The 21,579-nt window shown below is 55.7% G+C and carries 21 protein-coding genes and 1 pseudogene; 7 read left to right on the plus strand and 15 right to left on the minus strand.

Annotated features, from left to right (window positions below):
* The first annotated feature begins 114 nt into the window (after positions 1-114).
* The 3 genes from CLH62_RS08865 (at position 115) to phbB (ending at position 4,222) form a co-directional block, all read left to right on the plus strand.
* Positions 115-1,998 carry a pyruvate kinase gene (locus CLH62_RS08865; protein WP_099617806.1) on the plus strand — a complete coding sequence of 628 codons (1,884 nt, stop codon included), beginning with the start codon at positions 115-117 and terminating at the stop codon, positions 1,996-1,998.
* 84 nt (positions 1,999-2,082) lie between these two features.
* Entirely contained in the window at positions 2,083-3,411 is a 1,329-nt protein-coding gene (locus tag CLH62_RS08870) for an acetyl-CoA hydrolase/transferase family protein (protein ID WP_099617807.1), read from the plus strand.
* Between the two features lie 52 nt (positions 3,412-3,463).
* Complete coding sequence (phbB, locus tag CLH62_RS08875) at positions 3,464-4,222, plus strand: acetoacetyl-CoA reductase (RefSeq protein ID WP_099617808.1); 759 nt, start codon at positions 3,464-3,466, stop codon at positions 4,220-4,222.
* A gap of 101 nt (positions 4,223-4,323) precedes the next feature.
* Here the strand turns inward: phbB and CLH62_RS21365 are convergent, their stop codons facing one another.
* The 4 genes from CLH62_RS21365 to CLH62_RS08895 all read right to left on the minus strand — a co-directional run bounded on the left by CLH62_RS21365 (position 4,324) and on the right by CLH62_RS08895 (position 6,264).
* The gene (locus CLH62_RS21365; protein WP_228152812.1) at positions 4,324-4,464 is read right to left on the minus strand and encodes a hypothetical protein; all 141 of its coding nucleotides are present in this window, start codon (positions 4,462-4,464) and stop codon (positions 4,324-4,326) included.
* A 424-nt stretch (positions 4,465-4,888) separates the two neighbouring features.
* Positions 4,889-5,362 (minus strand): hypothetical protein, encoded by a 474-nt coding sequence (locus tag CLH62_RS08885; protein WP_099617810.1) that lies wholly within the window; start codon positions 5,360-5,362, stop codon positions 4,889-4,891.
* Between the two features lie 209 nt (positions 5,363-5,571).
* Entirely contained in the window at positions 5,572-5,829 is a 258-nt protein-coding gene (locus CLH62_RS08890) for a hypothetical protein (protein WP_099617811.1), read from the minus strand.
* 192 nt (positions 5,830-6,021) lie between these two features.
* The gene (locus CLH62_RS08895; protein WP_099617812.1) at positions 6,022-6,264 is read right to left on the minus strand and encodes a hypothetical protein; all 243 of its coding nucleotides are present in this window, start codon (positions 6,262-6,264) and stop codon (positions 6,022-6,024) included.
* 350 nt (positions 6,265-6,614) lie between these two features.
* On the opposite strand from CLH62_RS08895, the gene CLH62_RS08900 reads away from it, so the two are divergent.
* Positions 6,615-8,201, plus strand: coding sequence for an OmpA family protein (locus CLH62_RS08900; protein WP_099617813.1), 1,587 nt, complete (start codon positions 6,615-6,617; stop codon positions 8,199-8,201).
* 270 nt (positions 8,202-8,471) lie between these two features.
* On the opposite strand, the pseudogene CLH62_RS20965 reads toward CLH62_RS08900, so the two are convergent.
* From CLH62_RS20965 to torT, 9 genes and pseudogenes are all read right to left on the minus strand, one after another.
* A pseudogene (locus tag CLH62_RS20965) lies at positions 8,472-8,584 on the minus strand (aldehyde dehydrogenase family protein); the annotation flags it as partial.
* 236 nt (positions 8,585-8,820) lie between these two features.
* Positions 8,821-9,795, minus strand: a complete 975-nt coding sequence (locus CLH62_RS08905) for a 5-oxoprolinase subunit C family protein (protein WP_099617814.1) — start codon at positions 9,793-9,795, stop codon at positions 8,821-8,823.
* Positions 9,785-10,660, minus strand: a complete 876-nt coding sequence (locus CLH62_RS08910) for a 5-oxoprolinase subunit B family protein (protein WP_099617815.1) — start codon at positions 10,658-10,660, stop codon at positions 9,785-9,787. Before CLH62_RS08910 ends, CLH62_RS08905 begins: the two co-directional genes overlap by 11 nt.
* A complete protein-coding gene (locus CLH62_RS08915) occupies positions 10,653-12,050 on the minus strand; it encodes an acetyl-CoA carboxylase biotin carboxylase subunit (protein ID WP_099617816.1) in 1,398 nt (465 codons plus the stop codon). The genes CLH62_RS08910 and CLH62_RS08915 overlap by 8 nt, the downstream gene beginning before the upstream one ends.
* A 7-nt stretch (positions 12,051-12,057) precedes the next feature.
* Entirely contained in the window at positions 12,058-12,297 is a 240-nt protein-coding gene (locus CLH62_RS08920; protein ID WP_099617817.1) for an acetyl-CoA carboxylase, read from the minus strand.
* A gap of 47 nt (positions 12,298-12,344) precedes the next feature.
* Positions 12,345-13,064, minus strand: a complete 720-nt coding sequence (locus CLH62_RS08925; protein ID WP_099617818.1) for a LamB/YcsF family protein — start codon at positions 13,062-13,064, stop codon at positions 12,345-12,347.
* A 12-nt stretch (positions 13,065-13,076) separates the two neighbouring features.
* Positions 13,077-14,111, minus strand: coding sequence for an ABC transporter permease (locus CLH62_RS08930; protein WP_099617819.1), 1,035 nt, complete (start codon positions 14,109-14,111; stop codon positions 13,077-13,079).
* Positions 14,111-15,664 (minus strand): sugar ABC transporter ATP-binding protein, encoded by a 1,554-nt coding sequence (locus tag CLH62_RS08935; RefSeq protein WP_099617820.1) that lies wholly within the window; start codon positions 15,662-15,664, stop codon positions 14,111-14,113. Before CLH62_RS08935 ends, CLH62_RS08930 begins: the two co-directional genes overlap by 1 nt.
* 3 nt (positions 15,665-15,667) lie before the next feature.
* Entirely contained in the window at positions 15,668-16,741 is a 1,074-nt protein-coding gene (torT, locus tag CLH62_RS08940) for a TMAO reductase system periplasmic protein TorT (protein WP_099617821.1), read from the minus strand.
* 329 nt (positions 16,742-17,070) lie between these two features.
* Here torT and CLH62_RS08945 point away from each other — a divergent pair, with 329 nt between their 5' ends.
* The 3 genes from CLH62_RS08945 to CLH62_RS08955 all read left to right on the plus strand — a co-directional run bounded on the left by CLH62_RS08945 (position 17,071) and on the right by CLH62_RS08955 (position 19,705).
* On the plus strand, positions 17,071-17,982 hold the full coding sequence (locus tag CLH62_RS08945) for a LysR family transcriptional regulator (protein WP_099617822.1): 912 nt from the start codon (positions 17,071-17,073) through the stop codon (positions 17,980-17,982).
* A gap of 525 nt (positions 17,983-18,507) precedes the next feature.
* Positions 18,508-18,651, plus strand: coding sequence for a LysR substrate-binding domain-containing protein (locus CLH62_RS21370; protein WP_228152850.1), 144 nt, complete (start codon positions 18,508-18,510; stop codon positions 18,649-18,651).
* A 304-nt stretch (positions 18,652-18,955) separates the two neighbouring features.
* Positions 18,956-19,705 (plus strand): SDR family NAD(P)-dependent oxidoreductase, encoded by a 750-nt coding sequence (locus CLH62_RS08955; RefSeq protein ID WP_228152851.1) that lies wholly within the window; start codon positions 18,956-18,958, stop codon positions 19,703-19,705.
* Between the two features lie 75 nt (positions 19,706-19,780).
* Here CLH62_RS08955 and CLH62_RS08960 read toward each other — a convergent pair whose 3' ends face one another.
* Together CLH62_RS08960 and CLH62_RS08965 are read right to left on the minus strand one after the other, a co-directional pair.
* Positions 19,781-21,082, minus strand: a complete 1,302-nt coding sequence (locus tag CLH62_RS08960; protein WP_099617824.1) for a TRAP transporter large permease — start codon at positions 21,080-21,082, stop codon at positions 19,781-19,783.
* Positions 21,083-21,095: 13 nt separating this feature from the next.
* Complete coding sequence (locus CLH62_RS08965; RefSeq protein WP_170005780.1) at positions 21,096-21,563, minus strand: TRAP transporter small permease; 468 nt, start codon at positions 21,561-21,563, stop codon at positions 21,096-21,098.
* Between the last annotated feature and the right edge of the window lie 16 nt (positions 21,564-21,579).

Here is a 21,579-nt window from a genome sequence, read left to right on the forward strand (position 1 = left end):
GCGTCACACAACTGAAATAGCCCTCCCCGATAGTTAAGTATCGTATGAATTTTGCACAGCACCACAGCAAGACCCCAGCGCTATAAAAGACAAGCAAGACCCAGGAAGTGAAGCATGGACGAAATACCGAAAGCAACGCTGGCACCTTCCGAACTTGAGGAAGTCGGCAGCTTGCTGGAAGACCTGAAGAAACTGCGTGAAACCCTGATTCGGGAAACTGCGGAGCACCGGGTTAACCTGAACGACATTAATCCTGCTTATCAGCTCAGCGCCGAAAACCTGCTCTATTATTTGTCTCTTCGGCGGCATGACATTCGGCCGACTCAGCAGCGCCTTGCATCGCTGGGGCTTTCATCACTGGGCCGTTCCGAGTCCTGCGTCCTTGCCACCCTGGATGCCGTCATTCGCACACTGGCAGCGCTCCTCGGTCACCCACTCCCCGATCCAGAAACCGAAACCATTCAGAGAGTGGGTATCCAGGACGGTCCGAGGTTACTCACCGAACATACGGATCAGTTGCTCGGATCCGCCACAAACGAACGGAATGTTCGGATCATGGTCACCATGCCGACGGAAGCGGCCCACGATGAAAGCATCATTCACAGCCTCCTGGCCAAGGGTATGAACTGCATGCGGATCAACTGCGCCCATGACGCCCCCGAAACCTGGAAGGCGATGATCAGCAATTTACGTAAAGCGACAGAAGCCACTGGCATTGATTGTCGTATTTTCATGGACCTGGGCGGGCCCAAGATACGAACTAGCGAGATTCAACCAGGGCCAAAGGTTGTTCATATACGGCCCAAACGAACTGAGTATGGCATTACGGTGATACCCGCCAGAATCTGGCTTGCTCCAGAGGAATCCCCATCTGATGCTCCCGGTGACTGTGAGGCCGAGTTTCGGGTTTCCGAGAGTTTTCTTAAATGCCTGAATCGTTTCGACGAAATCACGCTGGAGGATGCCAGGAAAAAGTCCCGTAAATGGACAGTGGTGGAGATATCCGATTCGGGCTGCTGCGTCGAAAGCATCAAGGCATGCTATGTGGTGCCTGGCACGAAGCTACACCTACGAAACGGAGAACCTGAAAAGGTATGCAGTACGATCGGTGATTTCCCGCCACACCCCGGCTTCGTCCTGCTTAACAGAGATGATTCACTGATCGTTACCGCGCAACCTGTATCGGGGCACTCCGAAATCCGGGACAGCAAGGGGAAAATTCTCACGCCCGCAACCATAAGCTGCACCATGCCGGAGATCGCCTCTCAGGTCCGGCCGGGGGAAACAATCTGGTTCGACGATGGCAAGATTGGTGGCGTAATTGAAAAAGTGGAAGAGGCCAGTTTCCTGGTAAAAATCCAGCATGCGCATCCAGGCGGGAGCAAGCTTCGTGGCGGTAAAGGAATCAATCTCCCAGACAGCGAATTGAACATTGCCGCAATCACATCGGAAGACGTCGACAATCTCGCTTTTATTGCAGAACACGCCGACGCAGTCGAGATGTCCTTCGCAAACTCGGCACAAGATGTCCGGTTGCTCGAAAAGAGCCTGGAGGCTATCAACGCCAATAAGCCTGCCATCATACTGAAAATAGAGACTCTGGAAGGTTTTGAGAACCTCCCCTCAATGCTCCTGGCCGCCATGCGATGGCCCAGCTGTGGTGTGATGATCGCCAGGGGCGACCTGGCGGTGGAATGCGGATACGAACGTTTGGCAGAAGTTCAGGAAGAAATACTCTGGGTCTGTGAAGCAGCCCATGTGCCCGTGATCTGGGCGACACAAGTGCTTGAGAACCTGGCCCAAAAGGGCATGCCATCGAGGGCGGAAATTTCCGATGTCGTCATGGCCCATCGGGCAGAATGCGTCATGCTCAACAAGGGCCCGCACATCATTGAAGCTGTGGAAGTCCTGGACAATATTCTGAAGCGGATGCAAAACCACCAAAGGAAAAAGCGCGCCATGCTGAGGGAGCTTAGGTTGGCGCACATGAAACCTTGAGCGTAAGAAAACCGTTCACATGATGGTCACACTATTCCAGCATTATCATTTTACTTGAAACACTGAAAGTCAGGTTGGTGGCAAATGGATGAGGTGGACCCGGATCTTAAAGCACTTTACCTGGATCGGCGGCTGCTCCCTCACGAAGCTGTTCAGACGATCGCCGGCTGCAAGAATCTGATTCTCGGCATGAGCGCCGCGCAACCGCCCGCACTTATGGCGGCAACCGCCGACGCTTTGAAAGACCGGCTTATTGGTCCACTGGCACTCTATTACCTGCATGGCACAGAAAGCCTGCGACGCAGTCTGTTGGCTCCGGAATTAGCAGACCGCATCACCCCTCGCCCTCTGTTTCTGAGCCATTCCGACAGAGCCGCAATTGCCCAATCCGGTTCCCAAAGCTGGATAGAGTTTGTGCCCGCCATGCTGCACCAAGCCGGACGCCTGCTAACCGAGCACATTGACCCCGAGTGCTTTTTCGTAACGGTGTCACCCATGGACCGCCATGGCTACTTCAGTCTCGGCACCAACGCCGATTACGGCGCGTCGGTCATCCGAAAAGCAAAAAAGGTCATTGTCGAGGTCAATCGCTACATGCCCAGAACATTCGGCGAATGTTCCGTTCACATCTCCGAAATCGATCACCTGGTGGAACACGACGAGCCGCTGATTGAAGCTATACCTAACCCGCCTACCCCGGTGGACACAAAGATTGCCGAGCAGATCGTCCAGCGGATTAATGATGGCGACACACTGCAGATAGGCGTTGGCGGTGTTCCCAATGCCGTCCTAGCCGGGCTGACGAATCACCAGAACCTGGGCTTGCACAGCGAGCTGCTTTCTCCGGCCATGATGCCGCTCATTCAGACCGGGGTAATGAACGGTCGACGTAAAACCTGGATGCAACACAAGCACGTGTTCACCTTTGCACTCGGGGATCAGGCTCTCTACGACTTTCTGGACGACAACCCCTCGATTGTCGGATACCCGGCCTCCTGGGTGAACAACCCGGACATCATTCGACTCAATGACAACATGGTCTCCGTGAACTCTGCACTTGAGATCGACCTCACCGGCCAGATCAACTCCGAGCAACTTGGTGACCGGCCCTTCTCCGGGAGCGGCGGGCAATTGGATTTCGTTCGAGGGGCCTATTCCGCCCGGAACGGCCGTTCGTTCGTGGCCCTCCGGTCGACGGCGCAGTCTGGCAGGGTCAGCCGAATCGTGCCCCGACTCCTGGGAGGGACCGTCACTGACCCCAGAAACGACGTCCACTTCGTGGTTACGGAGTATGGCTGCGTGAATCTCAAAGGTCTCTCGATCCCCCAACGAGCCCGGGCACTTATCGATATCGCGGCCCCGGAATTCAGAGAACAGTTAGAGAGCGAAGCAACATCTATGGGGCTGGTGTAAACCGGGTAAAACGAGAAATTAGTACAATCTTTGACAGCAAGGAAGGTAGGAAATGACAGCTCAGAAACAATCAGGCATTGCTTTGGTTACAGGCGGCACCAGAGGAATCGGAGAAGCCATCTGCAAAATGTTTTCTGGCGAGGGCTATCAGGTGGTCACGACGTTCAGGAACAAAGAGCGTGAGCGCCAGGCGCGGGAGTGGCAAAGCCGCATGGCAGACGATGGCCTGGAAATCGACCTGGTGAAAATGGATGTCTCCGATATGCGAAGCTGTGAGATCGCCGCTGACGAACTGCTGCAGCGTTATGGGCGACTTGATGTACTGGTAAACAACGCCGGCATTACCCGGGATTCAGTAATGAAAAAAATGCCGATTGAAGCCTGGCAAGAGGTCATTCACACCAATCTTGATGGCGTATTCAATGTTACACGCTGTTTTTTAGACACCTTCCTCGCACAGCACTATGGCCGCATCATCAATATTTCGTCTATCAATGCCCAGAAAGGCCAGTTTGGTCAGGTGAACTATTCGGCGGCAAAAGCGGGTATTCATGGCTTCACCAAAGCGCTGGCCCAGGAAACCGCCCGTAAAGGCATCACAGTAAACACGATCTCTCCGGGCTACGTGGAAACCGACATGATAATGGCCATTGATGAGAAGATCCGGGAACAGATCAAAGCCCAGATTCCGGTAGGTCGTTTCGGCCAGCCCGAAGAAATTGCCCGACTGGTGGCCTTTCTCGCGAACGAGCAATCTTCGTTCATTACCGGTGCCGATTTCTCCATTAACGGTGGCATGTTCATGCACTGACCGGAGGACCACCCCCAAGAAACGCCATCCTTTTATCAGGCATTGGCAAGGCAACTCAAAACAGAAGGAAGTTTGCGAAAGAAGCCCCGGACAACAGTGTTTCAAAGCTCTAGCTCGCCTGGCGCTGAGCCCAAAAGCATTTCCAGGTACTGCATGGCCGCGTGCTCGCTCTTCGATTTGTAGAGTACGGATTCACCGGAAATATGAACTTCGTAACGGAACGGGCGGAAATAACCATTCATTTCCTGGACACCCAACTCCAACAACTCAATACATCTTGTTCGGCACGACCAAAGGACGCGAGCTTCGGTCCCCTCAATCGCTTTCATCATAATTGACATGATCTGCCCCCTTATAACTTCGTTGCAACCGATTGCAGCAACAGAGGGCTCATCCTGAGCACCACACCCCGGTGGGATGTGAGATACGGCTTATCTCAACGGCGACGCCATTACACCATTAAATTATTGCTGGTCTGTTAAATGACACAGCACAGAAATTGATGAAGAAAAGAGCTGAGAATCGTCTGTAGGTTTTCATATAAGACCCAAACCGAACCAAAAATACTATCCCAGGAGTTGACTTAAGGGCAAACTCGGCAATCTCGAAGCATTGACTGAATTGCAGGGGCCGCAGCATTGAGGGTTTATTGATTTAGCTGTCGGACTACGCACTCCAGTCCTGACGCGATTTCAAAAGCTGGTTTTTGTAGGGTGCGATCGACTCCAGCAATACATTGGACCTTGAGAACCAGCTGCGCCCCCATGCAATTTCGTTGTCAGCTTCGTCGTACAGTGTCGATTCAATCGTCCACTGATGCAGGTCGGAATGAAGCACTCTGGCCACCGAAACAACGCGGCACTGGTAAAGCGGCTGAAAGGGAGAAAACTCGAACTTATCGCACTTTGCCAGGAGCGAGGTTTCCTGGGTGTTCGCAGCCAATGCTGCCGCATCCCAAAGAAGCTGAAAGATGACGGTGTCTCTTACGGTTCCCCAAGACGTTGAGGCAAAGGGAGTGAGTCGGACTGAAACAGAGCAGAATCCGTACTCAAGGTGGAGACTTGGACGAATCCAGCCATCAGCTGTTGAGGAGAAATACAAAGCTTGTAAAGCCCGATGGTGGCCTTCCCTATCACTCATTGCACCCGCTCCCTAATGCGGCATTCGACGAGGCCTGTTAGAGGTGCATGAAACCTCTGGGATGGCACCTCAAAGGACGAGAGAGTTGGCGAAAAAAACGGGAGGGGCTCTCCCGGCAGTGCAATTCCACTAAGAGAAATCACGATGATGCCTTTCATCAACATAGCTACGATATCAGAAAGGCATTGCAGTAGTGTTTCAAGTTCCGGTTAATGGGAGGAGCTTTTGCTAAACGCTTTCCAGTCGACGATATTTCCCTCAGAATCAAAATGCACGAAGCCTGCATAGTCATCTTCGTCATGCCACGTTTTAATAAACCCGATCACTTCACCTTGCTCCGAGAGAATTTCAAAAGACGTCGTCTTGGTAAGGTCTATTGGCGCCTCGCCGGCATCTTCGTTATTGACTTCCTGGAGCGTAAAGTTCATGTCGTTTAGCAGGGCGAGGGCGAGAAGGTCAGAATTCATTAGGAAACTCCGTATTAGGCACAAAATCGTGAGTCTGACTCAAGAAGGTTACTAAGTGTATCCCAAACCTCAAACGATGGTTTGACATGTCTCAAGACTCTTTTCGTATGAAAATTGACCAGCTAATAGCGCGCGACGACATTGCTTACAAGAGATAGATCGCTTCATAGTGCAGCAAATTAAAGTGGAGCCCTATATGTTATTCGCCTCTCGAAATTGCTCAATCTCACTCCGAACTTCCCGAGACACGTCCTTTTCCTCAAGACTATCGAGAAGGTTCCGAAGCACTTCTTTTTCTTTTTCATCGACCTTGCCATCTTCGAGCGCGAGCGTCTCCAACATGACAAGTTCCTTGGTGTCTAGAATGTGATCGCGGGCAAAGACAATCAGGAATGAGTAACCAACAAGCTCTTTAACTCTTGAGTGATCGGCCAAGGCTTCAATCCTCTGTGTTTAGTCACCATTTTTACCTGACATTTATAACGATTTGATGAATGCCCGGGCCCAGACGTATGCCGGAAAATAGACATCTGCTACACCACCTCAGTACCGGCAAGCAAAGGCGGTGTGGCAAGACGCATCCCGACCAGTAACACCGGTGAAACAGTATCAAGCCCATCATTGGGCATTTGAAAACGATGGCCGGGTGTTGCTGGACGGTCGCACCGCCCGGTTCTCTGCAGGTTATCTGGAAATAGCGATTTGTATGACCAACTCCTGAGTTAAAAAACTGCTAGGCTGACTAAAATTTAATGTGTATCTAATAAAAACATATAGGCATCACAATGGCGCAACGAGGTTGGGTTTCCACGACATTGATCATTCTGCTAGTAATAGCGGCCGGCGCCGGTGTCTATTTCTATCAATCCCTTTACTCGGACCTGAAACAACTTGAGAGCGCCCATGAGGAAGCCCTGTCTGAGGCCAAACGTTTGCAACAAAAGCTTTCTCAGGCCCGCCAACGCCTGACCCAGCGCAGCACCAGTGCGGACCGGCTAGAGGCCCGCCTCAATGAAACGCAACAATCCCTGACCAATGCCGCCAGTGAGCTGGAAGCATTGCGGAGTCAGATTGAAACTCTGGAAGATCGTGTTGATGAACTGGAGGCAAACTTGTCAGCCAGCCAGACGCTTGCCAGTGCCCGCGGCGACCAGCTGGTTCAGAGCCAAGCCCGGATCGACGAACTCAATGAGCAACTCACACAACGCAAAGCCCAGATTACAGAACTGCTTACCAGCAGTGAAAAACTGGAAGTCTCGCTCGCTGCAGCCAGGGAGAAACAGACCCTGACCGGAGTCCAAACCGATGAGCTATCGCAGGAGCTGGACAACACCCGGGACGCCCTCGCACAGGCCCGTCAGCAGCTGGCACAAAGCGAGGCCCGGGTCGCCGACCTGAACATTAGCCGCGAGGATCTGGCAGCTTCTTTGACCAGGGCCAAAGAGGAGCAGAGCGTGACTACGGCCCAGGCTGATACGCTAACGGAAGAGCTGGATTCCATACAGAACGACCTTAAACAAGCCCGCAAGCAAAAGGCACAGCGGGAAGCCCGGATCGCGGAACTGGAAATCCGGATTGCCAGGCTGGATACCGGTCGCCAGGAAATGGAAAACTCCGTGGCCACAGCCAGAGAGCAACAGGCCCGGACCGAAGCCCAAGCTGATGAACTCTCAGAGGAGCTGGAAGCCACCCGGGCCGCTCTTGCTCAGGCCCGGAATCAGCTGGCACAGAAAGAAAGCACTCTGGAGGAAGTGGCGGAGGAACGGCTGTCGGTCGCTGAAAAGTACCGGGACACGCGGGAGCAGCTGGCCCTGCAGCAGGCCCGGAGCCGCAGTGCCAGCGAGACTATCAAGGAACTGGAGGCCCGCTTGCAGCGTGAGCGCTCCGCCATGAACAACCTGCAGACCCGTCTGCAGGCCTTGAGCAACGAGAAACAGACATTGGTATCACGACTTGAAGACGGAACCACGGTCATCAAGCTGCCGGAAGATATCGTGTTTGATTCCGGCTCCGCCCGCATAGGGAAGCCCGGTCGTGAGACCCTGAAACTGCTTGCTACTGCCCTGGAAAGCTTTCCCGACCACCTGATCAGCGTTCAGGGCCACAGTGATAGCCGCCCCATATCCCCCAGCCTGCAGGACCGGTATTTCACCAACTGGGAGTTATCTGCCGCCCGCGCCGCCTCGGCGGTGCGGGTACTGCGGGACAACGGCATAGCCCCTGAGCGCATGCAGGCGGTGGGCTACGCCTATACCCGCCCGCTGGTGGAGGAGACTGACGCAGCCAGCCGGCGCATGAATCGTCGCATCGAGGTGCTGCTTTATCCAGACCGGTTCACTGTCAAAGCCTACTCCGGCCTAACAACGCACTAACACCGCTGGGAACAGATCAGGCCTGGTCGGTATCTGCAACTATCATTGCCAGCATGTGAGTGAGGTGTGTTTTCTGGCGTCCGGCGGTTTGAGCGCCGCAAAGGCTTTGAAGGTGGCCAGTCGGCTAAATCGATCCCGACACTCTTTACCTAACAGTTGTGGACAAACCATGAGAGCGTAAACTACGCATCACCAAGGCCAAAAACCAGCTTGCCATCAGGTAGTAGCACCGCCCTCTGGAGGCAGAGGTCAGAGGTTCGAATCCTCACGTTCGGCAGGCTTGGCGACGACGGCACAGCCTGCCGCCATGCTGGCGCCATCTTGCGCGCCAGCATGGCATTGGGGAAATTCCACGGGGTGATCAGGCCCGCGACGCCGTCCGGTAACAGCGCGTTAAGCACTGCGGCGCGCTCTTTATCGGCAAAAAGCGCCCACCGTTTTTGCGCCGCATAGGTGGCGTTGATCCATTCACTGCCAATGCGGCCCGAAGGCCGCAACAGCGCCGTTGCGACGCTCATCCAGTGTTGCATTTAACACAGTGGATTCCTCTGCACGATTGTTGGGTGTGCGGGAGGATCCGCTGGATTCAGTGGTTATCATGAGCTTGTTCCTGTCGCCCTTAGCTCAGTAGTTCGCGAATCTCATCCATGATTGCCGCCTGCTCTTTGCGCGCGGCAAGGGCAGCCTCCATATCCACTTTCACGAACCGGACCGGCATGTTCGGCTGTAACTGACCAATCAGGTCCATGTCAGCCGAAATAACGCAACCCAGCATGAAATACCCCCCACCAGACACTGCATCGCGGTGCAGTACGATTGGCTCTGAGCCGCTCGGTACCTGAATGGAGCCGTAGGGATAACACGCATCGGTGATGTTGGACGGATCCGCGCCGGCACTGAACGGCTGTTCGCGTTCGACGAACTCAAGTTTGCGTCCGCCCTGAAAGCGATAACCCATGCGGTCGGCTTCGTTGGCGACTTTCCAGGTATCCTCGAAAAAACTGTCCTGGGACTGCTCAGTAATTCGATGCCAGTATAGCCCGGGCAGCACACGAAGCTCGGCCGGATTGGACGGACCGCGCCGCAACGCCACAGGTACCGAGATCCCATCCTTAACAGTTTTGCTGCTTTTGCCGAGTGGCAGCGAATCGCCCGGCTGCACAGGGCGGCCGTTAACACCACCGAGCGCACCGATGGCATAGGTCGAACGGCTGCCAAGGTGAACGGGCGTGGTAATGCCGCCGGAAATAGCAATGTAGATTCGCGCGCCGGATTTCAGAAAGTCGAAGGACAACACCTGGCCGGCTTTCACGGTGAAGGCGGTCCAGGTATCACGGGGCTCACCATCCACTTTCGGCGGCAGTTCTGCGCCGCAGACCGCGACGGTTACATCCCGTGTGAATTCAAGTTCCGGCCCGACGAATACGGATTCGAGCCCGGCCGCTCCCTCATCGTTGCCAACAAGCAGATTCGCTGTTTTGAGTGCCAGGCGATCCATGGCCCCACCCATGGGAATACCAAGATGATAATAGCCCGGCCGTCCCAGGTCCTGGATCGTGGTGGCAATACCGGCTGAGATTACATTAACGGTCATAAAGGGCCTCCATCAGCTTGGCGTTGGTACCGTCCATATCGGCATTGAACTCGCTTAGCGAAAAACGAACGTTTCTGATACGGGGCATGTATTCGCCGGCCTGCACCTGGGCAATCGCGGCATCATACTCTTCGCGATTGATTGGTTTAAATCTGACGATATCCCCCGGCTTAAAGAAAACCATGAAGTCTTTCAGGTAGGGAACACTTTGCTCTGGATCATAGATCGGCATGGGGGTGATACCGAACATCTGGTACCCGCCCGCGCCGCGCACGGAGTAGATGCAGGAAAAGCTGCCCCCGTAGCCAACCGTCTGCCGCGGTGTGTCGGTGCGCGGGCGGAGGTATTTTGGCACCTGGATCTGACGCGACCGGTCAACCATCTGATAGAGAAACGGCAGGCCGGAGACAAACCCGACCATGGATACGAACCAAGGTGCTCCGGAATGCGCCTCAATGAACTTCTCTACACTGTCATAGCCATTGATCGATGCTGCGTATTCGATGTCGGTCGCGCTGGGGTCCTGGTGGCGTTCGCGAAACCGCATCAGGGTATCGTAGGTCCACGGATCCTGGTAATAGACCGGAACTTCGATAATCCGTGTTTCCAGAACGTTTTCGCCCTGTTCCGCCTGTGCTTCCAGTCGTTTCAATTCCTTCATCATGTCATCGGGGTGAATCACATCCGGATCGAATTTGATCTGGAACGAAGCGTTGGCCGGACATATTTCGGTGACGCCCTTGATGTTGGCATTGCGCACTGCGTTGGTCATGGACAGTGAGACAAAGAATGCCTCAAGCGACATTTCTTCGTCGACTTCTACGAAAATGTGCTCATCGCCGCCAAATGTGTATCGACTACTCATGAGTTTGAGCCCCTTTTTGTTTGATGAGATCGAGGTTGTTTTCCAGCCACGGCTCCAGCCAACGGGTGTGGACAGCACTTTGCTTCAGCTCTTCACTCTCGAGCAAAGCCTGGAACAGCGGCGCGGTGGTGGGCAGCCCGTCGATATGAAGCTCGTCCAGGGCGCGTTTGAGTCGCAACAGTGCACGGTCGCGGTCTTCGGCCCATACAATCAGTTTGCCCAACAGCGAATCGTAGAAAGGCGGAACGGCATAGCCTGGATAGAGCATGTGATCGAAACGCACACCCGGCCCGTCCGGGGTGAGCAAGTTGCCGACGATGCCGGGAAACGGCATGAAATTATTGGCCGGATCCTCTGCGTTTAACCTCACTTCGATGGCGTGCCCGGTTCTGCGTATCGTCTCCTGTGTAACACGCATCTTTGTGCCGCCAGCGATCAAGATCATCTCGGCAACCAGGTCGAAGCCGCAGATCATTTCGGTCACAGGATGCTCCACCTGGATGCGGGTGTTCATCTCGATGAAATAGAAGTTTCCTGTCTCGTCGTCGTAGAGATACTCGATGGTGCCGGCGCCTTTATAATAGACAGCCTTTGCCAGCGCGACGGCCGAGCGGTACAGCTCGTCGCGAACCCGATCATCCAGGGCGACCGACGGCGCTTCTTCCCACACCTTCTGGCGGCGGCGCTGCAAAGAGCACTCACGCTCAAAGAAATGTACGACGTTTTCGCCATCACCCAGTATCTGGACCTCGATATGCCGCGCACGCTCAATGACTTTCTCTATATAGACGCCTCCGTCACCGAACGTTGCCGCGGCCTCCGAGGAAGCCTGGGGAGCAAGCTCCCGGAACTGATCAGCATCATGGGCAACACGGATACCGCGCCCGCCGCCTCCGGCGGCCGCCTTGATCATTACTGGGAAGCCAATTTTCTCTGCTATTTTCGCCGCGGCCTCCATGTCCTCTATGACACCATCACTGCCTGGCACCGTTGGTACATTCGCCTTCTTCGCCTCACTCCGCGCAGCCGCCTTATCGCCCATCAGGCGGATGGTGTCGCCGTCCGGACCGACGAAAAGGAGGCCTGCGGCGGCTACGGCGTCTGCAAAGTCTGCATTTTCGGCGAGAAAACCATAACCCGGATGGACAGCGTCGGCACCGGTTTCCTTCGCCGCCCTAAGGATCGCGTCGATACAGAGATAGGATTTTGCCGCTTGCGGCGGGCCGATGTTGACCGTTTCATCCGCCATCTGCACAGCTCGACTTTCAGTGTCAGCGTCGCTGTGCACGACCACAGTAGCGATGCCGAGATCGCGTGCGGCGCGGATGATTCGGACTGCTATTTCACCCCGGTTGGCAATCAGCAGTTTTTTAATGCCTGGGTTTTTCATGATTACCTCAGCTCAATTCGGCAATAATCTGCCCTGCCATAACGGGTTCACCGTCACTGACCGGAAAGTCGGCAATCGTTCCATCGGCATCCGCTTTAACTTCATGGAAGGTTTTCATAACCTCGACAAGACCAAGAGTGTCGCCTTTGGCGACGGTATCGCCAATTTCAAAGTAGCTGGCCTGGTCCGGCGCCGGTTTACGGTAAAACGTTCCTGGGATGGGTGATTTCACGTCATGCTTAGCCATCGGTAATGTCTCCTGATTGTTGTTGTTCTGGCGCTGTCTCAGGCCGTTTAAAGCTGGTTGATTGCTTCATTGACCGCCTTGGCGATGTCAATGGCATTGGGTGTGTCAGAGTGGACACAAACGGTCTCGGCGCGCACGGGCAGTGACTTTCCGTTGACGCTGTCCACTTTGCCATTGCGCATGGCGTCGAGAACGCGCGATGCCGCGTATCCGGGGTCAACCTCGCCGTGCGACCGTGTGATGATCAGCCTTCCGTTGTCATCATATTCCAGATCGGCATAGAACTCTGCCAGGAAGGGGATGCCGCGTTCCTTGTAAACCATTTCGTGCTGGGTACCAGCCAGGCCAAGCACAGGCACACCATAGACTTCGGCGGCATCGGCGACGGCATGAGCGATGTGCTCCATGCGCGCTGCCATGCCATAGAGTGCGCCGTGTGGTTTGAGGTGGGACAGGGCGACACCGCTGGCGTCGAGAAAGCCCTTCAGCGCGCCGATCTGATAGAGGATGATATTGGCCATTTCCTCACGGTCAATCTTCATTTCGCGCCGGCCGAATCCCGCCAGATCGGGAAGCGAGAAATGTGCGCCGATTTTGACGTTATTCCTGCGCGCCAGTTCTACGGTGCTGCGCATGTGGTTAGGATCGGAGCCGTGAAAACCGCAGGCTATGTTGGCCTGGGTGATGTACGGCATCATGCCTTCGTCGTCACCCATCTTGTAAAGGCCGAAGCTTTCGCCCATGTCACAATTCACATCTACATGCATCGTTTGTGCTCCTTAATTCTTGAGAGAGGCAACGTACCGAAGCCTGATCTGGTCTGCGATGACCGCCAGTATCAGCAGAATGCCGAGCACGACGGTTTGTAAGTAGGATTCGATTTGCGCCAGGTTCATGCCGTTCTGAATCAGGCCGATGAACAGGGCACCCAGGACGACGCTTTCCAGACGCCCCACACCACCTCGCAGACTGACCCCGGCGATGACGCAGGCGGCAATTGACTCCAATGGCATCGAAGCACCAATGTTGGCCTCACCGGTATCAATACGGGCCGTCAAAAGCATACCCGCGACGGCGGCAAAAAAAGCGCTCAGCACATAGGTGTAGAACAACGTGGCTTTGGTGTTGATGCCGGACAGTGATGCAGCCTTCGGGTTGCCGCCAACTGCATAAAAATACCGGCCCTGAGGCGTGCGGTAGAGGAACACGTATAGGGCGATGGCCAGCAATGCAGCGACGAAGACCGGTGCGGGTATACCGAGCAGGGCACCATAACCAAAGGTGTCACTGAAGGCCCGAGGCATGCCGTAAACAGGTACGCCACCGGTCAGGTAGAGTGCGACACCGAAACCGACCGATGCCATACCGAGCGACACCATGAAAGGCGACACGTTGAAGAAGGCGACGCCCGCACCGTTAACGATACCGATCGTGACCCCTGCCAGAATGCCGGACAAACAGCCGAGCGCGATGGCCAACCAGACCATGTCGGGGGCAATGGCGAAGATGGCAGCCATAACCATGGCCCCGACCACTGAGCTCAGTGCCAGAGCAGTGCCAACTGACAGGTCAAAGCCCCCGGTGAGCAGAGCCATCATCTGGCCGAGTGCAACAATCATGAGGTAGACCGATTGGCGAAGCACGTTCATCAGGTTTTGCAGCGTGAGGAAGTTTTCCGACAACAGCGAGAACACCACCATGGCGATGAACAGAAGAAATGGCAGAATGCCGAGCTTCACGAACAGGCGCTTGGTTAAGTTCCCAATGCCGCCGATCGCCGGTGCGTTCGGCGCAGTAACAGATTGCTCAGCCATTAACAGGCCTCCTTTTCGAAGAAATGGGCAAGCACCTTCTCTTCAGTGAGTTGATCGGCCTGCAGTTCGGCCTGAGTCCGTCCCTGGTAAAAAACGTAGGCGCGGGTCGTAAGATGAAGTATTTCAGGCAGGTCGGACGAGATAATGACGATGGCCACGCCACCGCGTGCGAGCTCAACAATAAACTCGTAAATGGAAGCGCGTGTGCCGACATCTACGCCGACCGTTGGTTCGTCGAAGACGATCAGGTCATAGTTGCGGGTCAGGGCCCGGGCGAGCATCACCTTTTGCTGGTTGCCACCGGAAAAGTGCTCAACCGTACGTTCAATCAGCGGCGGCGACAGGTTGAGCCGTGTGGTAAGTGCTTCGACTGCCCTTTTTTCGCCACCACGATTGATGAATATACCTTTTGAGAATGGCTCGATGTCGAGTGAAGCGAGTGCAACATTCTCGCGCACCGAGCGCATCATCATCAGGCCCTCATGGCGCCTATCGGCGGGTAAGTAGAGGAAACCATCGCGTATATTGCGTTTTGGTGTGTGGCCAGTGATGCCTTGGCTATTCAGCGTGACCGTCCCGGAGCGGATTGCCAGTGCACCGAAACAGGCCTGCATCATCTCCGATTTTCCCGACCCAACCAGGCCGGCCATGCCGACAATCTCACCCGCCCGGACAGTCAGCGACGCGTCAACCACCAAGCCGTCGTTTGTTGTTACATTCCTGGCGTCGAGCACTACGTCGCCCGGCGCATTCAGGTTCAGCTCCGGAAAGATGGCGCCGACCACGCGTCCGGTCATGAGCTGCACCAGATCATCTTCCGTTGCGTCCGCCGCCTCGACAGTTTCGATATAGCGGCCATCGCGAAGAACAGTGATACGATCAGCGATGCGGCGAATCTCGGCCATTCGGTGAGTGATGTAGATGACTCCGACCCCGCGTTTCTTCAAACCGCCGATCAATTCGAACAACTGGTCAGTCTCATGCGTGGTGAGAGAGGCCGTAGGTTCATCAAGAATCAAAACCTGCAGTTCAGAACGAAATGCCTTGGCGATCTCAACCATCTGCTGTTCTGCACGGGTGAGTTGATCCACCCGCTGGTCGGGCCTCAACGCGAAGCCAAGCTCATCAAGCGTCTCCTTTGCCTCGCGGCTGATGCGGGCGCGGTCGAGTAATCCGGCGCGCCTGGGCTCGGCGCCAAGGAACAGGTTCTCCTCCACAGTCATTTGAGAGATCAGTGAAAATTCCTGGAAAACCGCCGAAATTCCCAGGGAGCGAGCGTCGTGAACCGAAGCCAGTGTCACCGGCATACCTTTATAGGAGATTTGACCGCTGCTCGGCTGGTTGGCACCAGCCAGGATGGAAATCAGGGTCGACTTTCCTGCTCCATTCTCACCGAACAGAACATGCACTTCGCCGGCAAGCAGTTCGAAATCCACGCCATCGAGCGCCCGGACTCCAGGATAGTCCTTGGTAATGGCCTGGGTCTGGAGGAGTGGGAGCGGAGTTACCCCCGCCTCCTCACGACCCTGCTGTTTGTTGATTGAATTCAACATGACTTATTTTACCGAGAAGACTGGGCGGAAGCCGTCTGGTGCCAGGGTCGAAGCCGGGTCGAACTCGTCGTAGTTTTCCTGTGTTACCACGTAGAGCTCAGGGCCGACGTGCTTGAGATAATCCTTGCCTTCCAGTATCCGCACCGCCTGGTCGACAGCGATACGACCCTGGATGACGGTGGAATCGGTTGGCGCAGCAAGGATCTGGCCACGCGCGATACCTCGATCAACACCCGGAGCATAATAATATGAAACTACCTTTACTTTGTCCGTCAGACCCCGTGAACGCAGGATTGGAATGGCCGCTTCTGCTGTGACCGCAGTGCCGACAATGTAGTCAAGATCCGGATAGGTCTGGAGGGTATCCTCGACGAGCCTTGCCTGGGCTTCCTTACCGGTGTCGCCGTATTTCGTTTCTACCATCTTGATCGCCGAACCCTCTACCGCGCCCAGAAAGCCGGCATTACCCGCTTCGACCCAGCCAGCACCGGCGGGACCCGGGAACCAGGCTACTTTCGCTGACTCACCACCGGCAGGATGCAGGTCGGCCAGGAATTCACCGGCCTTGGCGCCCATTTCGCCAAAGGATACCAGCGACTTGGCCGAGAGCTGGTCGGACGACATACCGTTGATAACGTCGATGACCGGGATGCCGTTCTCACTGATCTCGGCTACCAGGTTGTTAAGCCCGTCATAGGCGATGGCGCCGATAATAACGGCATCAGCACCTGCGGAAACGCAATCCTCGATCTGCGAGATCTGAGTGTTGAGGTTGGTGTAACCACCGGCGTCAGTCACAGTGGCTGCCACACCTAGCCGCTTGGCTTCTTCGGTGATGCCGTAGTTGACGCCAAGCCAGTAGGCATCCTTCATGTGCGGAAAAGAAACGCAGAGATTCCACTTCTTCGAGGCTTCGTCGAGTGGTTCGTAATCCACCTTGCTGCGTGGACTCTCCATGTTGAACGGCTGGGTCCAGACTTCGACGGGATAGGGGTACCATTCTGCAGCCATTGCGCTGCTGGATAGTGCAAATGCCATTGCCACGGTCGCGGTGGACGCGCTGAGAATTTTTTTCATTATTGTTTCTCCTGTTGTGAAAGGAGCTGCTCTGCCCCAGCGCCAGTCCCTTTGGAAAGGCGCTAAGAAAATCATAGGATGGGACAGTAAATTTGTATAATACGATTTTCAGTGACCCAATATCTTATAAACTGATATGTTGATTATTGTCCTGTCACGGCCAATGCCGACATGGCACACTGACTTTAATGCCACTGATATATTTCTATAATTATGAAATAAAAGGAAAATTGAAAAGGTACCGAGACTGCATGACGAGGTAACTAGTGACCTCAGTGCAATCCGACATTATTTTTCACTCTGTTTAATCAATAGTCATTATAAAAATTATGAATATACCTACGATTCGCCAGATCCGTTACTTCATTGCCGTAGCGAATTTAGGGCAGATTTCACGCGCGGCCCTGGAGCTTAATGTCTCCCAATCTGCAGTGACAACGGCTGTAAAACAGCTCGAAGAAATTGTCGGAACCCCGCTGCTCGCAAGGCATGCTGGTGGGGTGGCACTGACCTACGAGGGCAATATTTTTCTTGATCACGCCCGACGAATAATGGCTGTGGTGGAGGAGGCAGTCAGGTCGCCGCGCCGCTTGCGCGATGACGTAAAGGGCACTCTTCGTTTGGCAATGACCTACACGGTTGCTGGCTACTATATTCCAACTTATATCGAGCGGTTCCTTCGCGTCTTCCCCGGCGTGGACCTGCAGTTGACCGAATCTTCGCGAACTTCGATCGAAGACGGGCTTGCGTCGGGGATATTTGATCTCGCAGTGATGTTGACCTCTAATATCGTCGATCAGGAGGGAATAACCTACGAAACACTGCTGCAATCACGCCGCAGGCTGTGGTTGTCGTCGAACCACCCCCTTCTGGAACTGCCATCGATCACCCTGGCCGATGTTGCTGCCCAGCCCTACATCATGCTGACGGTCGACGAAGCCAGTAACACCGCGCAGCGCTACTGGAATCGCACGAACTATCGACCACATACAATTTTCAGAACGAGTTCAGTTGAAGCCGTGCGCTCAATGGTTGCCAGCGGCATGGGGGTCACGATCCTGTCTGACATGATCTATCGGCCATGGTCGCTCGATGGGCGCCGCGTCGAGGTCATCTCACTGGCCGACCGGATACCGACAATGGATGTCGGTCTCGCCTGGGCAACCAATGTCGAGCAAAACACGGCCGTTTCCGCTTTCCGTGAATTTATGCATGTTGGCGAAGAGCCTGACGTGCGGTGAATACATCATCAACTAGTTACACTTTTTCAGGCTTGGGGCGAAAACACCGACTGAAATCGAGCACGCCGTCATGACGGCTGAAGCATTATTTCGGCCTATCGAAAAACAATAGTTCTGAACGTCGTTGTCACTTCAGTCGCTGTATCTGTGGATACCTGATTCCGCGGGCGGTTCATCCCCACTGAGCAAAGGGTCGCTAATGCCATTATCGGTGTCATGAATATCAGAGACTTGCCAAACTGAACCTCGGGTTGTTCACTCAGTCTTATTGTCCACTACCAATGAATACCCGTGATAGGTGAACGATCTCCTTAAGGACGAAACAAGGGCGTGAGATTGAGCTTTAGCCCCAACCGCGCCAACGAAATATGAGCCTGTAAACCAAGCATTCTGTTCGATCAAAGACACCTCAAGCCGGACATATTTTCAGGCTTTGCAAACGGTCTGCTACGAATCCAAGCTGGTTTAAATAGGAGGTAGGGCAACGGTCAACTTGGTCAAACTACGACACTGAATCCAGACATCATTGAAGAAGGGTTCGACATCGCGCTACGGATCGGCCACCTGAAAGGTTCCTCCCTGATCGCCAAACGGCTTGCTACGGTACGACTGGTTCTGTGCGCGTCACCGGACTACCTTGAGCAATACGGCACACCGAAGCGCCCGTAAGATCTCAGCGGCCACCAGTATCTGCGCTACAGTTACATGAACATGGATCCCGGCCATTCGCTACAGAAATGACAGCATGGCAACGGTCGCGAAGCCACCAGAGGGATGATCAGCAACAACGGCGACGTACTTGTAGCAGCGGCTGTTACCGGAGCCGGAATTGCCCTGCAACCCACCTTCGTGTCGGGAAATGCTGGTGACGAGGTCGGTCAGCAGTACGCCGGGGTATGTCCACTTTCAACAATCTCTCGTCTGTGAGAGTCCGTGGCCAAACACACTTTATAAGGAGGGTCTCTCCGTGGAAATGGGCCTGAAAGGCAAGAATGCCGTAGTCACCGGCGGTAGCAAGGGTATTGGCCGTTCCATCGCGCTGGCGTTGGCGGCCGAGGGTGTTAACGTGGCAATTTGTGCCCGCAGTGAGGGGCCACTGGATGACACCCTGACGGAGATTGAGGCGCTGGGCGTAAAGGGCTACCGGGAGGTCTGCGATGTTGGCGACAAGCACCGTCTGGACGCCTTTCTGGATAACGTGAAAGGCACCCTTGGCAGTGTGGATATCCTGGTGTGCAACGTCTCCGCACTGGGTGCGGGCAACAATCTGAAGGCCTGGGATGCCAATATCACCCTGGATCTGCTGTCGACGGTCCGGGCGGTGGACAAGGTGCTGCCCTGGATGAAGGAAGCCGGCAGCGGCAACATCATTATCCTGTCGTCCATCTCCGGTATCGAGGTGGGAACCTCCCAACCCTATGCAGCCACCAAGGCGGCTCTGATCAGCTATGCCAAATCACTGGCGGTCGACCATGGCCCCGATGGCATCCGCGTCAACAGCATTGCCCCGGGCTCCATAAAATTCCCCGGCGGCGTCTGGGACAAGGCAGAGAAGGCCGGCTCCGATCGCTACCACAATACCCTGAAAAGAATCCCCTGGGGCCGCTTCGGTCGCCCGGAGGAAGTGGCTAATGTAGCGGTCTTCCTGGCCTCCAACGCCGCCAGTTGGGTCACTGGAGCCTGCATTCCTGTAGACGGCGCCCAGCACCGGTCCAATATGTAAGGTTAGCCACGGACGACCTGTATGGCCCCCTCCCCCGGATTGGTGATTTCTGCAGGCACCACGCGCCATGACGCCTCAGAACATCTTGCCCGGAAGCCAAAGCACCAGTGCCGGGAACAGCAGCAGCAGGGCGATGCGCACCAGGTCCGCCATCAGGAACGGCACGATGCCGCGGAAGATGGTCGACTGCCGAACGTCGCCAGCCGCGCCCTGGATCACGAACAGGTTCATGCCCACCGGCGGCGTGATCAACCCGATCTCGGCGACGGTGACCACCACGATGCCGAACCAGACGGGGTCGAAGCCCAGGCTCGCGACAATGGGAAAGATGAACGGGATGGTCAGCAGGACCATGGACAGGGCATCCATGACGCAGCCCAGCAGCAGATAGAAGGCGACGATGAGGAGCAGTGTCATGACCGGCGTCAGTCCCGCCCCCTCGATCAGGTCCACCAGGTAGAACGGCAGGTTCGAGGTCTCAATGAAGTAGTTGAACAGGGCGGCACCGATCAGGATCAAAAAGATCATGCCGGTGACCTCGGCGGCCTGCCAGACGCTGGCGAGGAACGCCGAGCGGGTCAGGGAACCCGAAACCAGAGCGATTAGGAAGGCGCCCAGGGCTCCGACGGCCGCCGCCTCGGTGGGTGAGAACCAGCCCAGATACATGCCGCCGATCACCAGCAGGAAAAGACCCAGCACGGTCCACACCCGGCCGAGTACGCTCAGGCGCTCACGCCAGCTGTGACGTTCCGCCGGCGGCCCCAGTTCCGGCTTCAGCCGTACCCAGAGCCAGGCGGCGGCCATGTAAAGCAGCATAGCGACCAGCCCGGGGATGAGGGCGCCGATGAACAACTGGCCTATGGAGGTCCCAGTCAGCAGCCCGTATATGACCAGGATGATCGAAGGCGGAATCAGCACGCCGAGCGTCCCGCCGGCAGCGATGGAGGCCGTCGCCAGGCGATCGTCGTAGCCGTGTCGCCGCATCTCCGGCAGCGCCACGCCACACATGGTGGCGCTGGTGGCAAGGGATGATCCACATATGGCGCCGAACAGGGCGCAGGCACCGATGGTGGCCATGGCCAGTCCGCCCCGCAAGTGGCCGGTAAAGGCGTTGACGGCATCATAAAGACTGCGGGACAGCCCCGCCTGTGCGGCGAAAATGCCCATCAGGATGAACAACGGAACCACCGACAGATTGTAGGGGAATACCGCCCCAAAGGGTGCCGCCCCGAGCACAAAGGCGGTGCCGCTCCAACTGTTCAGCAGGGTGAAGCCGCCAATGCCGGTCAGAGACATCGCCACTGCAACCGGCACCCGGAAAAAAATCAGGATCACGGTAACGACAAAGCCCAGAAGGCCAATCACGGGGGGCGTCATATCGCTCGCTCTTTCAAGAGGATCTGAGCAGACCGGCGAGGGCTTGTAACGTCGCCAGCACTGCGGCGAGCACCGACAAGGCGGAGCCAACCAGCAGCGGCACCCAGTACCAGATCATGGGGATGCGAATGTTCTGCGAGACGTCACCAAACATCATCTGCATCTTCGCCGCCTCCCAGCCGTAGTAGAGGATCAGCCCCATCAGCACTACCCCGCCCAACGAGGCAAGGGCGGCAAGCAGCGACTGGATGCGTCGGGGGAGAAGCTGGCTGAGCAGGTCGACGCTGACGTGGGCGTCGCGGTGGAAGGCGAAGGGGATGGCCGCGAACCCGGTGGCCAGGATCAACAGCTGAACGATGTCCACCACGCCGGGAATGGCTGTGTCGAAGAAGCGCAGTCCGATATCCACCACCGTAACCACGGCGGCACCCAGCAGGCAGGCGACACCGAACAGGGCCGTGGCACGAAAGACCAGAGCCACAGCCCGGGACCAGAGC

The sequence above is a fragment of the Marinobacter guineae genome, from assembly GCF_002744735.1.
Lineage (GTDB): Bacteria > Pseudomonadota > Gammaproteobacteria > Pseudomonadales > Oleiphilaceae > Marinobacter > Marinobacter guineae.

What these genes read in the sequence shown, in the direction of transcription:
- CLH62_RS08865 (WP_099617806.1), top strand. Translation starts at nt 115, where the DNA reads ATGGACGAAATACCGAAAGCAACGCTGGCACCTTCCGAACTTGAGGAA.
- CLH62_RS08870 (WP_099617807.1), top strand. Translation starts at nt 2,083, where the DNA reads ATGGATGAGGTGGACCCGGATCTTAAAGCACTTTACCTGGATCGGCGG.
- phbB (WP_099617808.1), top strand. Translation starts at nt 3,464, where the DNA reads ATGACAGCTCAGAAACAATCAGGCATTGCTTTGGTTACAGGCGGCACC.
- CLH62_RS21365 (WP_228152812.1), bottom strand. Translation starts at nt 4,464, where the DNA reads ATGAATGGTTATTTCCGCCCGTTCCGTTACGAAGTTCATATTTCCGGT.
- CLH62_RS08885 (WP_099617810.1), bottom strand. Translation starts at nt 5,362, where the DNA reads ATGAGTGATAGGGAAGGCCACCATCGGGCTTTACAAGCTTTGTATTTC.
- CLH62_RS08890 (WP_099617811.1), bottom strand. Translation starts at nt 5,829, where the DNA reads ATGAATTCTGACCTTCTCGCCCTCGCCCTGCTAAACGACATGAACTTT.
- CLH62_RS08900 (WP_099617813.1), top strand. Translation starts at nt 6,615, where the DNA reads ATGGCGCAACGAGGTTGGGTTTCCACGACATTGATCATTCTGCTAGTA.
- CLH62_RS08905 (WP_099617814.1), bottom strand. Translation starts at nt 9,795, where the DNA reads ATGACCGTTAATGTAATCTCAGCCGGTATTGCCACCACGATCCAGGAC.
- CLH62_RS08910 (WP_099617815.1), bottom strand. Translation starts at nt 10,660, where the DNA reads ATGAGTAGTCGATACACATTTGGCGGCGATGAGCACATTTTCGTAGAA.
- CLH62_RS08915 (WP_099617816.1), bottom strand. Translation starts at nt 12,050, where the DNA reads ATGAAAAACCCAGGCATTAAAAAACTGCTGATTGCCAACCGGGGTGAA.
- CLH62_RS08920 (WP_099617817.1), bottom strand. Translation starts at nt 12,297, where the DNA reads ATGGCTAAGCATGACGTGAAATCACCCATCCCAGGAACGTTTTACCGT.
- CLH62_RS08925 (WP_099617818.1), bottom strand. Translation starts at nt 13,064, where the DNA reads ATGCATGTAGATGTGAATTGTGACATGGGCGAAAGCTTCGGCCTTTAC.
- CLH62_RS08930 (WP_099617819.1), bottom strand. Translation starts at nt 14,111, where the DNA reads ATGGCTGAGCAATCTGTTACTGCGCCGAACGCACCGGCGATCGGCGGC.
- CLH62_RS08935 (WP_099617820.1), bottom strand. Translation starts at nt 15,664, where the DNA reads ATGTTGAATTCAATCAACAAACAGCAGGGTCGTGAGGAGGCGGGGGTA.
- torT (WP_099617821.1), bottom strand. Translation starts at nt 16,741, where the DNA reads ATGAAAAAAATTCTCAGCGCGTCCACCGCGACCGTGGCAATGGCATTT.
- CLH62_RS08945 (WP_099617822.1), top strand. Translation starts at nt 17,071, where the DNA reads ATGAATATACCTACGATTCGCCAGATCCGTTACTTCATTGCCGTAGCG.
- CLH62_RS08955 (WP_228152851.1), top strand. Translation starts at nt 18,956, where the DNA reads ATGGGCCTGAAAGGCAAGAATGCCGTAGTCACCGGCGGTAGCAAGGGT.
- CLH62_RS08960 (WP_099617824.1), bottom strand. Translation starts at nt 21,082, where the DNA reads ATGACGCCCCCCGTGATTGGCCTTCTGGGCTTTGTCGTTACCGTGATC.